This window comes from Flavobacterium pallidum, assembly GCF_003097535.1.
In the GTDB taxonomy this organism is placed as follows: Bacteria; Bacteroidota; Bacteroidia; order Flavobacteriales; family Flavobacteriaceae; genus Flavobacterium; species Flavobacterium pallidum.
In genome coordinates this window covers 1,268,085-1,280,467 of the sequence record NZ_CP029187.1, presented here as the reverse complement: position 1 = coordinate 1,280,467, position 12,383 = coordinate 1,268,085, and the positions used below count along the sequence as shown (strand labels likewise).

9 protein-coding genes are annotated in these 12,383 nt (G+C 43.5%); 5 read left to right on the top strand and 4 right to left on the bottom strand.

All coding sequences use genetic code 11. From position 1 onward, the window contains the following. Window positions 1–11 precede the first annotated feature (11 nt). The 4 genes from HYN49_RS05135 to HYN49_RS05120 all read right to left on the bottom strand — a co-directional run bounded on the left by HYN49_RS05135 (window position 12) and on the right by HYN49_RS05120 (window position 7,527). Complete coding sequence (locus HYN49_RS05135; RefSeq protein WP_108903122.1) at window positions 12–2,858, bottom strand: TonB-dependent receptor; 2,847 nt, start codon at window positions 2,856–2,858, stop codon at window positions 12–14. Between the two features lie 279 nt (window positions 2,859–3,137). Then, entirely contained in the window at window positions 3,138–4,982 is a 1,845-nt protein-coding gene (gene glmS, locus HYN49_RS05130) for a glutamine--fructose-6-phosphate transaminase (isomerizing) (protein WP_108903121.1), read from the bottom strand. A 5-nt stretch (window positions 4,983–4,987) separates the two neighbouring features. Further along, a complete protein-coding gene (locus HYN49_RS05125) occupies window positions 4,988–6,703 on the bottom strand; it encodes a DUF4270 domain-containing protein (RefSeq protein WP_108903120.1) in 1,716 nt (571 codons plus the stop codon). A 17-nt stretch (window positions 6,704–6,720) separates the two neighbouring features. Then, entirely contained in the window at window positions 6,721–7,527 is an 807-nt protein-coding gene (locus HYN49_RS05120; protein WP_108904962.1) for a glycogen/starch synthase, read from the bottom strand. A gap of 106 nt (window positions 7,528–7,633) precedes the next feature. On the opposite strand from HYN49_RS05120, the gene panC reads away from it, so the two are divergent. Genes panC through radA form a run of 5 tightly spaced genes read left to right on the top strand, consistent with a single transcriptional unit; the run spans window position 7,634 to window position 12,376 of the window. After that, entirely contained in the window at window positions 7,634–8,482 is an 849-nt protein-coding gene (panC, locus tag HYN49_RS05115) for a pantoate--beta-alanine ligase (RefSeq protein WP_108903119.1), read from the top strand. Between the two features lie 13 nt (window positions 8,483–8,495). After that, window positions 8,496–8,846: an aspartate 1-decarboxylase gene (gene panD / locus HYN49_RS05110; protein WP_108370050.1), complete on the top strand. Its 351-nt coding sequence runs from the start codon at window positions 8,496–8,498 to the stop codon at window positions 8,844–8,846. Window positions 8,847–8,850: 4 nt separating this feature from the next. Then, window positions 8,851–9,813: a lysylphosphatidylglycerol synthase transmembrane domain-containing protein gene (locus HYN49_RS05105; protein WP_108903118.1), complete on the top strand. Its 963-nt coding sequence runs from the start codon at window positions 8,851–8,853 to the stop codon at window positions 9,811–9,813. A 56-nt stretch (window positions 9,814–9,869) separates the two neighbouring features. After that, window positions 9,870–11,018: an alpha/beta hydrolase gene (locus tag HYN49_RS05100; RefSeq protein ID WP_108903117.1), complete on the top strand. Its 1,149-nt coding sequence runs from the start codon at window positions 9,870–9,872 to the stop codon at window positions 11,016–11,018. After that, complete coding sequence (gene radA, locus HYN49_RS05095) at window positions 11,018–12,376, top strand: DNA repair protein RadA (protein WP_108903116.1); 1,359 nt, start codon at window positions 11,018–11,020, stop codon at window positions 12,374–12,376. Before HYN49_RS05100 ends, radA begins: the two co-directional genes overlap by 1 nt. The last annotated feature ends 7 nt before the right edge of the window (window positions 12,377–12,383 follow it).

The window sequence follows — 12,383 nt, the reverse complement described above, 5'->3', positions numbered from 1 at the left end:
GTTAAAAAAAATTACGGGTTGACCGTCCAGGAAATAAAGTATTGCTGCCCGATTAAACCTGGACCAATGACCTGCCTGTATTCTTTGCCTCCGAGGTTGGCCGCACCTAATTTAAATACTGATTTCAATTGTGGCAGGCTGTAATTAATCTGAGCATCCACTACAGTTGCAGCATCTATTGTTCCGTCAGCAAATCCCGACTGCCAAAGATATTCACTGCTCCATCTTGCACTTACATTAAATCCGAAATTCTTGAATAACCTGTCATTTCCGATCGATCCTTTTACGCGGTGTTTCGGCGTGTTGAATCCAGCTTCAAAGCTTGGGTCTTTAGCCTGGTCGAAGTCAAATTGCGCATAATTATAGTTTGCACCCAACTCAAAGTTGCCTGCAATTTTTCTGGTAACACCAACACCAAAGCCCAAAGATTTGATCTCGATATCCGTATTTGTATACAATTGATAAACCCTGTAGTTATCATTTTGAAGCGCATGCAATGTTTGTGCACCCGGATCTGCTGCACCCCCCAAAGGATTTGGTGAATCCACGACAGTTCCGTAATAAGGCGCGATTACGTTCAGGTTTCCAAGGAAATCATTGTAGATATTGTAGTAGGCATTGATATCAAACGAAAAATTCTTGATTTGCCCTCTATATCCTAAATCAAACGCTTTCACGGTTTCAGGCTTCACATTGCTGGCATTGGATTTCCTGAGCAATGCGGATGCAGCAATGGGATCTGATGCAGCCAATTCAGAAAATTGTGTCACAGAAGCTGCGGTATAAGAATTGTTGTAAGCGTTAAGCCCCGTCAATGTCACGTTTTCACCACCAGCCAAAGCCTGGCCAATAGCCGTATTAACCGGCAATACTTCACTGTAACGGGTCAGGTTATCCGGTGCTGAACCGATTAACACAGCACTTCCGACATTGAATCCGATGTATTGATCCTGGGTTGATGGGTTGCGGAAACCTGTTTGGAATGACCCTCTGAAAGTATGGTTTTTTTCTGCCCCTGCAGAATACACTGCGGATACTCTTGGCGAGTAATTACCATCAAAATTTTGAGATTTATCATATCGTAAAGACCCTACCAATTTCAACCTGTCTTCCATGAATTTTTTCTGGAACTGTGTGTACATTCCGTATTCATCATAATAAATCGGACCTGCCGCATCAGTGTAAATCCTTCCGTGTGAATTGAGTTGGTATTGCCTGTAGGAACCACCAACCTGAATTTCAGCAAATTTTATAAGATCCCTGAAATTGTAGTTTACATCAGAATGATATATCCTTGAATTATCGACTAATTTAGAACCAGAAAGCACATTAGGGTCAGAAATCACCCTATTGAATGCCTTCATGAAAGCAGCCGTACCAGGGATTAATCTTCCCGTATCAGCTACATTCCTTGCATTAGCATGAGCCTGATCCGGAGTGGCCCCGCCTAAAGTGGAAGTTACATAGGTTGCAGCATATTGCCCGAACCATACCGCATCGGACTTCCACTGCCTGTTCACATTTAAGCCGGTAAATAACATGTCATATGATTTTCCACCATCTTCAGTAGTCGTATACCCACGAAGGAAGAAGTTCTTTCCCTTGAATTCAATTTTATGCTGCTGCATATTGAAATTATTCAGGTAATACCTGTTTGCACCCTGGTAAACTGCATTTCCAAAACCAAATTTACTCTGGAAAATAATTTCAAAATCAGCATTCCCGAAAGGACGCAGATGTAATGAATAATCCACTTTTGCGTTTCTCACTTTATTATCGGTCAGATCCACTTCATTATAACCAGTCCTGCTCACCTTATAATTGGGCAAAATCGCATCAAATACTGTAAATTGCGCAGGCGTGATGACACCCGCTGCAAGCATTTTCCCGGCAACTGCCTTGATGTTTGTACTCGCCTCATCCCCATAAACGTTCACACCATTATAGTTGTAAAAACTGCGGTCAGCACCAGGGTTGGAAAGATCGCGATAATCTGTCGCGTACCAATCGGTTCCATGCATGAAAGCCACGTTGGCTTTGGCGGCAAAATACTTGCTGAATGTATGTGCCACGCGAACGCCGTAGTCAGCATATTCATTGGCACCGGCAGCTTTTTGGTTTGTAGAGCCATATTTTGCATAGGCAGAAATCCCCTGGTAATCAAAAGGACTCTTACTGTTCATGAACAAAATCCCGTTGAAAGCGTTAGCTCCGTATAATGCGGAAGAAGCCCCGGGCAGCAACTCGACACTCTGCACATCGATTTCAGACATTCCTATCATATTGCCAAGCACGAAATTCAGCAATGGCGATGAATTGTCCATGCCGTCAACCAACTGCATGAAGCGTGTATTGGCAATGGTTGCAAAACCACGTGTGTTGATCGATTTAAAAGACATACTACTGGTGTTCATCTGAACTTCTTTTAAATTTTCAAGACCGTCATAAAATGTCGGAGAAGCGCTTTTCTTGATGTCTTTGATTCCCATTCTCTCAATGGTAACAGGCGATTCTTTAATACGTTCAGGCGTCCTTGATGCCGAAATTACGATTTCATTAAGCTTGGTTTCTTCTTCCTGCAGGCTGACAGCGAGTTTCTGGCTCGGAGAGGTCACCTGGATGGTCTGCGCAGTGAAGCCAATATTGGTTACCTGCACGGAAAAAGGAGGCATCTGGGAAGTACTGAGGGAAAATTTTCCATCTGAATCCGTGATGGTCCCTGTAGATTCGCCTACCACTGAAACACTGGCTCCGGAAACCGGGAGACCGTTGCTGTCAGTTACAGTTCCCGAAACGGAACTCTGCGCAAAGGAAATGCTGCAGCAGAACAATGACAAAATAAATAAATACACTTTCATTGGTTATGTTTTTGTTAGTTTACCCGGACAATGTACAAATAATTTTCATATTAGCAATAAAATCGAAATAAGATTTAAATATTGTCAATTTTATCAATTTTTTCTGCATATAACATGGTTATATTGGTTTTTTAAATTTTTCTTAACAAATTAATATAACCCCTAAATTAAATACTATGCATACATATTAAATAGTGTCTTTTATGAAGAAAATGCAAACATAATCCCATAAAAAAAGGCAGGATAGACCCGCCTTTCAGATATTTATTTTTGTAAAAACTATTCTACTGTAACTGATTTCGCAAGATTACGCGGCTGGTCCACATTACAATTGCGCATTACAGCAATATGATAAGACAACAATTGCAAAGGAATGGTGGTCAGCAATGGAGATAAAGCATCGGAAGTGTCCGGGATTTCGATCACATAATCCGCCAGTTCGCGTACCTGTGTATCGCCTTTAGTTACTACTGCTATAATTTTCCCGCTTCTGGATTTTATTTCCTGGATATTACTTACCACTTTGTCATAATGTCCCTGCTTAGGAGCGATTACGATTACCGGCATCAGTTCGTCAATCAAGGCGATCGGGCCGTGCTTCATCTCAGCAGCAGGATAGCCTTCTGCATGAATATAGGAAATCTCTTTTAGCTTCAATGCGCCTTCAAGAGCTACCGGGAAATTATAGCCACGCCCGAGGTAAAGGCAATTCGGTGCATCTTTGAACCTGGCTGCAATTTCTTTGGCCTTGTCATTGGTCAGCAAAGCTTCGGCTACTTTTTCAGGAATGATTTCAAGTTCCTGCAGATACCTGTGGAAGTCCGTATGCGATAAAGTCCCTTTGGCTTTGGCAAGTCGTAAGGCAATTAAAGTCAATATTGTAATCTGTGTCGTAAAAGCCTTAGTCGATGCTACACCTATTTCAGGTCCTGCATGGGTATAAGCACCCGCATGCGTTTCCCTCGAAATAGAAGATCCGACTACGTTACATACGCCAAAAACAAAAGCGCCTTTTTCTTTGGATAATTTTATTGCCGCAAGCGTATCAGCCGTTTCACCCGATTGTGAAATGGCAATCACTACATCGGATTTGTTGATAATCGGATTGCGGTACCTGAACTCAGAGGCATATTCCACTTCAACAGGGATCCTTGTGAATTCTTCGAGGATATACTCGGCAACCAAACCAGCATGCCATGAAGTACCACAGGCAACGATCAGGATTCTTTCCGCGTTCAGGAATTTCTCAAGGTTGTCCTCAACACCGGCCATCTTGATGATGCCTTCGTTGGCCAGAAGCCTTCCGCGATACGTGTCCCTGATTACGTTTGGCTGCTCGTAGATTTCCTTGAGCATAAAATGATCGTAGCCATCTTTTTCAATCTGCTCCAGATTCAACTGCAGTTCCTGTACGTAAGGATCTACCAGGGTATCGTCTTTAATTTTCCTGATTTTCAAAGGCTTATGCAGCCTTACAATAGCCATTTCCTCATCTTCGAGATAAACGGCATTTGAAGTGTATTCAATAAACGGCGAAGCATCCGAAGCAATGAAGAATTCATCTTCGCCCACTCCGATTGCCAATGGGCTACCCAAACGCGCCGCCACGATTTCGTCGGGATTCTGTTTGTCGAAAACTGCAATGGCATAAGCACCTACGACTTGATTTAAAGCAATCTGAACGGCTTTTCCGAGTTTGAGGTTTTCTTTTTTCTGGACCTCTTCAATCAGGTTGACCAATACTTCTGTGTCGGTATCCGATTGAAAAGTATAGCCCCTTTTTATAAGTTCCTTCTTGAGCGGCTCATAATTTTCAATAATCCCATTATGGATAATAGCGAGGTTCCCGGAATTGGAAATATGCGGATGGGAATTGATGTCATTGGGAACCCCATGGGTGGCCCATCTGGTGTGGCCAATACCGATCGTGCCATTGGTTGTAATCTGTTTGGCACGCTCCTCAAGGTCGGACACTTTTCCCTTTGTTTTGGAAAGCTTCAGGTTGTCTCCGTCATAAAGCATTACGCCTGCACTGTCATAACCCCTGTACTCAAGCCTTTTGAGCCCTTTTATAATGATGGGATAAGCTTCCCTGTGTCCTATATAACCTACTATTCCGCACATAATACTTAGTTACTATTGGTTTCTTCTGTGTAATAAATTTCGAGTTTCAGCCTTTTGTCATCCGCAACCGTCGGGGCACTTCCCCAAAGCACCGTCCCTAAGGGATGCATTACAGAAGCTGCTGGCAGCCTGTCAAATGTAGTGGAAGTATTTGTAAATGGCAAAGGAAGTGTCGTCGGATTTTTAAGCCTTGCATTCGAAATGATATTAATTGACTCTGTTACAGCCAGTCCGATTCTCACATTTGTCGAATCTTTACTTGGATCCGCTATATTGTGCTTAAGCAGGTTCCTCATGTAATTTGTAATCCTGATCCTGTATTTTACACCACGGCCCTTTACTTCTTCACGTTGTATGATCCCATCGTGGATGACTTTAGCAAATTTTGGCTTTGTAGAATAAGTCGTTCCATCCGTAGCATAATCGTATAAAGGACGTTTATTCGTTAAATCGTAAAGGTACAATCGTTCCGGCTCAATTGGTTTTGCAACACCGCTTCCTTCTTCCGACTTCATGCTGGCACGGTCAATGTAAAAAGTCAGGTTTGCTTCATTGACCAGCCATTTTTTATCGCGCAGTGCTTCAAGTTCTCCAGGGCCGAACAAATCGATGACCGCAATCGATCCCTGCCCGCCTTTCAGGTACAGTTTTTCATCGCCCACAGTAGTGTTTGTTGTTGATAAGGCGGCATTATAATCAGCCGTCTCATTATGCTGTTGAAGGCTGATGGTATTGCCTTTTAAGTTGATTACATATTTCTTTGCCGGCCTTGTGAGGCTATCTGCGGTGTTGGCTTTGTTGCGGATGATCTTATCTTCTTTATAAGCGATATTGATAGTCCCTTTTGAAAAATCCATCATCGCCATCGTTGTACCATCGCCTGAGTCATCATCTTCCATCTTGAAATAAAGCCCCCTGAAATAATCCCTGAATGACGCATTATTGGCGAGTTTTGCAGCTGGCGCGTCAAGGATTTTCTTTTGGAAAAAATCTTTGTTAAGCTTCATCCGCATCGCAGGTGCCGATCTTGAGATCACGTCTTCATTATTATCATTTTTCGTTTTGGTGATGATTTCTTTATTACTGAATGTAAAATGGTCATCTGCGAAATCTGTCGGATTTCCTTCACTCACCAAAAGATCATTAAGCTGCTTCCCATTGGGGATTGACGTTCCATCGCCAGCGGCTCCTCTTTTATAACTCTCAATATTCGGGTCGTCATTGAAAAATCTCTGGGCATCTTCAAAACCGGTTGCCGGATCCAGGTCATTCAGGTAATAGCCGTTTTCATAAATCTTAAGCTTCATTTTACCGCTGCCGTAGATGGAATCAAGCTCATAAGTGCTTACCCCGCTGGTTATAGCGGTTCTGCTACTGAAGTAAGGGATTGATATATACACGCTGTCCACCAGAGGGTTGTTCCCGATGGCATTGTTTAAATTGCTGATATCAATTTCAGCCTGGGTTACGAAACCGGCTTTGGTAACGCCAAACGTAGGGTTGTCATAAATCCCCAGCGGATTCACCGGCAGGTTGTTTGACTGCACCGCTCCTGTAGATTTATCAAAAGCCACCACCGATGCACCGGTATATTTATCGACAAGGAAATGGTCCTCACCGATCACATCTGTCCCGATATCGTTATATTCCTTGTCACAGGAAGCAAAAAAAGCTGTAATGGAAATGAAGAGAAAAAAAGATCTTACTGTTTTGTAATTCATGGGTAATCAGAAATAATTTATAGCACTTTTGTTTTGTAAAAATCGGTGTAAACCGCTGCGAATTTATCTTTCGGGGCGAAAGGTAAAAAAGGTTTTCCGGACGATTCTATAAATTTTGTTAAACTTGGGGAAAGGGTTTCAGACGCTATGATTACTGCATCCGAATGCAGGACGGAAGCCCTGATAATATTCTCATAAGTAGGTATTTCCAGATCAGCAACCGCTTCTCCGGGAATGCCGTCAAACTTCACCTTATTGATCATTTCGATATTCAGCGTTTCATCAAAAGGCTGGGAATATACCGACGTTACGATTTTAGTATCTGCAAACAACGCTTCGTCCTTATAATAATGCTTCATATAAATCGGCAGCATTGCGGCAAGCCAGCCATGAACATGGATGATGTCCGGGACCCAGTTCAGTTTTTTCACGGTTTCGACAACGCCTTTTGCAAAGAATATCGCACGCTCGTCATTATCGGGATACAACACACCTTCTTCATCCGCAAAGGTTGCCTTCCGTTTGAAGTATTCATCATTGTCAATAAAATAAACCTGGATTCTTTCTTTCGGAATAGAAGCTACCTTGATAATCAACGGCATGTCAAGGTCATTGACTACCAGATTCATCCCAGACAGCCTGATCACCTCGTGCAACTGGTGCCTGCGTTCGTTGATGTTGCCGTATCTCGGCATAAAAATCCTGATCTGCCCGCCCTGATCATTAATCATTTTGGGGACATCATATGACATTGAAGAAACTTCATTTTCTGCCAGGTAAGGCACCACTTCAGATGATACAAACAATATCCTCTTATCCTCCATATAATTCTGTACTTTATGTATTGCCGATAAAAAACAGGCAAAAGTACAAAATTTTATGGATTTATTGGGTAAAATCTTAAGTTTGCAAATTATTAATCCAATGCTCATGCAGATTTTCGAACGGCAGGCTGATTTAAAATCACACCTGAAATCTTTGGCCTCAGGCAAGATGACAATAGGTTTCGTGCCAACCATGGGCGCACTGCATCAGGGACACCTCTCCCTGATGGCCCAGTCCTTAAAGGATAATGATGTGACTGTCATGAGTATTTTCGTAAACCCGACGCAATTCAACAATCCGGATGATCTTAAGAAATATCCAAGGACACTTGAAGCCGATATTGAGAAAATCCGCACGGTCAGCGACAACGTGATTGTATATGCCCCATCGGTAGATGATATTTACGGCGGAAAAACAACGTCAGAACACTTCAATTTTGATGGCATCGACAAGCAAATGGAAGGCCGCCACAGGCCAGGCCATTTCGACGGTGTCGGGACGGTCGTCAAACGCCTTTTTGATATTGTAAAACCTCATAATGCGTATTTTGGGGAAAAGGATTTCCAGCAATTGCAGATTATCCGGAAACTGGTCAGTAAATATAATATACCGGTGAATATCATCGGCATGCCAATATTCCGCGAAGCAAACGGGCTCGCCATGAGTTCAAGGAATGAACGACTGCTTCCGGAGCAAAAACATAAAGCTTCAGTTATTTTCAGCACTTTAAAATATGCCAAAGAAATGTTTGGCACGAAAAGCGCAAAAGAAGTCACGGCTTTTGTCGAAAAATCATTTAAGAATATCGACGGTTTCAGGCTGGAATATTTCGAAATTGCTGACGAATCAACGTTATTGCCTGTAATCCGCAAAAGCAAAAACAAAAAATACCGTGGTTTTATAGCCGTTTTTGTTAAGGATATTCGTTTAATTGACACGATTTCATTTAATTAATTACTTTTGCGCCATGCAAATTGAAGTAGTAAAATCAAAAATCCACCGCGTCAGCGTGACCGGAGCCGATCTGAATTATATCGGAAGCATCACTATTGACGAGGCTTTAATGGAAGCCGCCAACATCATCGAAGGTGAAAAAGTATCCATCGTCAACATCAACAACGGCGAACGCCTCGAAACCTACGCCATCAAGGGAAACCGCAACAGCGGCGACATTACCCTGAACGGCCCTGCTGCGAGGAAAGTCCAGAAGGGCGACATCATCATCATCATTTCATATGGAATACTCGACTTTGAAGAAGCAAAATCCTTTAAGCCTTCTTTGGTATTCCCTAATGAAAAGGACAATTCGCTGACATAGACCGGTGAAAAATCAAATTACAAAATGGCTTTCCATAATCCTCCCGCTGTTGCTGGGTGTTTTTCTTATTTATTACACCTACGATAAATTCACGCCGGAGCAGTTAAAGGAAATCAAGACGCATTTCCGCCGGGCCGATTATTTTTACATTATCGTTTCACTCATTATTTCCACTTTAGGTTGTATTTCCCGTGCCTACCGATGGAAATTTTCGCTGGAACATATGGGCTATAAGAGTTCGTTTGCCAATAATTTCATGGCGGTTTCAGTAGGCTATCTTGTAAACATGACCATTCCGCGTTCGGGTGAATTTTCACGCGCACTGGTCCTTAAAAAATACGACAACATCCCTTTTGACAAAGCTTTCGGAAGTATTGTGGCTGAGCGCATCGTCGACTCAATTGTACTGCTCTTCCTGATGGTACTGACTTTTTTTGTACAGTTTGAAGCCGTAAAGAAATTCGTTCTGGACAAAATCCCTTTGCGGGAAACGATCTGGGTACTGGTCATCGGTGGAACATTGACCATTATTGCGTTGCTGCTGTATTTTTATTCCCGTATGAAATTCATCGTTTCGCTCAAGGCAAAAGTTTCCGGGCTCAAGGAAGGCATGCTCAGCGTTGTAAAGATGGAGAAAAAATGGCCTTATATCTTCCACACCATTTTTATCTGGGTAAGTTACCTGGCGATGTTTTACATCACTATTTTCACCCTAAAGGAAACCAGTAATATCGGTTTTGGTGCCATTTTATCTTCATTCCTCGTAGGAAGCATCACCATTGCAGTGACCAGCAGCGGCTTCGGGACCTATCCTGTACTGATGGCTAAGATCCTGTTGTTCTACGGTATTGCGGAAACGGTTGGAAACGCCTTCGGATGGATTGTCTGGATTTCCCAGATACTGCTCGTGGTCATCACGGGAATCATTTCAATTTTCCTGCTTCCCATCCTGAATAGGAAAAAATAATTTCTTAACTTCCCCGACTGTTTTAATGGATCCATTCCTTTAATCCTCAACGGGCTATGAAAAAAATTATAATTCTACTGGCATTCCTGTGTTGCCTCCCTGCTTTTTCGCAACGAAGCCGCGACACTATATTCTCTGAAAAATTGAATATGGACCGCGAGTTTACAGTCTCGCTTCCACTGTCTTACGGTAAGAATAAAGACCGGAAATACCCACTTCTATTGCTTTTGGATGGTGAATACCTGCTTGACGCGTATGATGGCGCCCTCGCTTATGGCAATTACTGGGACGACCTCCCGGAAGTGGTCATCGTTGCTGTAAACCAAAACAGCAATGGGGAACGTGAAGCCGACTCGGTGATGGATGAAGAAGGCCTGCCTACGGAAACGGGCGCGGCATTTTTTGAATTCATCGGTACCGAACTGATTCCGGCGCTCGACAAAAAATACCGCCTTTCCCCGTTCAGGATCATCGGCGGTCACGATGTCACGGCAGGTTTCCTGAATCTGTTCCTATATAAGGAAAATCCGCTTTTTAACGCTTACATCTGCTTCAGCCCTGAATTTGGCCTGCAAATGATGGAACGCATCCCTGTCATGCTCCAGACGACCAAAAAACCCATTTTCTATTATATGGCCAGCGGCGACGGTGACCTGAAAAAAAATCTCGCCGATATGCGGACTCTGGATACCAATATTAAAACCGTACTGCATTCCAATGTGTATTATGCTTATGACGAGTTCAAAGGCGCTTCGCATTATTCATTGGTTTTGTACGGCATTCCGGCATCCTTATACCACATTTTCGGGCAGTACCAACCTATTTCCACAGCCGAATTCCAGGAAAAGATCGTTAAGATGGAAAAAGGATATGTCGATTACCTGATCAAAAAATATGATATCATCGAGAAATCATATGGTATGAAAATGCCGGTACGTATCAGCGATTTCAAGGCCATCGAAGCGGCCATTATCAAGAATAATGCTTTCGACGAACTTGAAAAACTGGCTGCCATCGCTAAAAAAAGTTACCCAAAGGCCATGCTTTCGCAATATGAAATGGGGATGTTTTATGAAAAGACCGGTGACACCAAAAAAGCCGCAAAAGCATACCAAAACGCTTACCTCATGGATGAAATCGGCGATCTGACCAAAGACATGATGCTTGATAAAGCGGACGAATTAAAAAAAGGAGGAAGCAAATAATGTCAAAAATAAAGACGGCCTTCTTTTGCCAGCATTGCGGAACCCAATATCCGAAATGGCAGGGCCAGTGCAATTCCTGCAAACAATGGAATACGATTGTCGAAGAGGTGATACAGAAGGAAGACAAGACTTCCTGGAAACCTTCGGCAGAAAATAAAAAAGCAGCAAAGCCCCTTAAGATTGAAGAAATCGACTCGGCGCAGGAAATCCGTATGGACAGCCTTGACGGCGAACTGAACCGTGTACTCGGCGGCGGGATTGTTCCCGGCTCCCTGATTTTATTGGGCGGCGAACCTGGAATCGGGAAAAGTACGTTGCTGCTGCAGATTTCGCTCAAACTCCCGTATCGCACCTTGTATGTTTCGGGCGAGGAAAGTCAGAAGCAGATAAAAATGCGTGCCGAAAGGATTACCGACAAAGCCAACAACTGCTACATTTTAACCGAGACCAAAACACAGCACATTTTCCACCAGATCCGGGAAATTGAGCCTGAAGTCGTCATTATCGATTCGATACAAACACTTCATACAGATTACATCGAGGCTTCACCGGGAAGCATTTCGCAAATCCGGGAATGCACTGCCGAGCTGATCAAATTTGCCAAAGAAACCAATGTGCCCGTCATCCTCATCGGGCATATCACGAAAGACGGCAGCATTGCCGGCCCGAAAATCCTGGAACACATGGTCGATACAGTGCTGCAATTCGAAGGCGACAGGAACCACGTGTACCGCATACTACGGTCGCTGAAAAACCGTTTTGGTTCTACCGCCGAATTGGGCATTTACGAAATGCAGGGCAGCGGGCTACGGGAAGTTTCTAATCCGTCGGAAATATTGATTTCACCCAAAAGCGAGGAATTATCCGGCACCGCAATCGCCTCCACCATGGAAGGCATGCGCCCGCTGATGATTGAAATCCAGGCGCTGGTAAGCACCGCCGTTTATGGTACGCCGCAGAGGAGCACGACAGGTTATAATGCCAAAAGGCTGAACATGATTTTGGCCGTTTTGGAAAAACGCGCAGGCTTCCGCCTCGGGACAAAAGACGTTTTCCTGAACATTACAGGCGGAATCACGGTCGATGATCCGGCGATTGATTTGGCGGTCGTCGCAGCGATCCTTTCCTCAAACGAGGATATTCCGGTGGGAAAAGATTTCTGTTTTGCCGCTGAAGTGGGGCTTTCCGGGGAAATACGTCCCGTAAATCGTATCGAACAACGCATCCAGGAAGCGGAAAAACTCGGATTTTCGAGTATTTTTGTATCTAAGCACAACAAGATCCCAATCAAGGATTTCGGCATTAAAGTGATGATGGTGGGCAGGATCGAAGAAGTGGCCGGCGAATTGTTCGGATAAAATTAAA

Bases quoted from the DNA above. Each gene is read 5' to 3' on its own strand.
- HYN49_RS05125 (WP_108903120.1), bottom strand. From the start codon at position 6,703: ATGAATTACAAAACAGTAAGATCTTTTTTTCTCTTCATTTCCATTACA.
- radA (WP_108903116.1), top strand. From the start codon at position 11,018: ATGTCAAAAATAAAGACGGCCTTCTTTTGCCAGCATTGCGGAACCCAA.
- glmS (WP_108903121.1), bottom strand. From the start codon at position 4,982: ATGTGCGGAATAGTAGGTTATATAGGACACAGGGAAGCTTATCCCATC.
- HYN49_RS05135 (WP_108903122.1), bottom strand. From the start codon at position 2,858: ATGAAAGTGTATTTATTTATTTTGTCATTGTTCTGCTGCAGCATTTCC.
- panD (WP_108370050.1), top strand. From the start codon at position 8,496: ATGCAAATTGAAGTAGTAAAATCAAAAATCCACCGCGTCAGCGTGACC.
- HYN49_RS05120 (WP_108904962.1), bottom strand. From the start codon at position 7,527: ATGGAGGATAAGAGGATATTGTTTGTATCATCTGAAGTGGTGCCTTAC.
- HYN49_RS05100 (WP_108903117.1), top strand. From the start codon at position 9,870: ATGAAAAAAATTATAATTCTACTGGCATTCCTGTGTTGCCTCCCTGCT.
- panC (WP_108903119.1), top strand. From the start codon at position 7,634: ATGCAGATTTTCGAACGGCAGGCTGATTTAAAATCACACCTGAAATCT.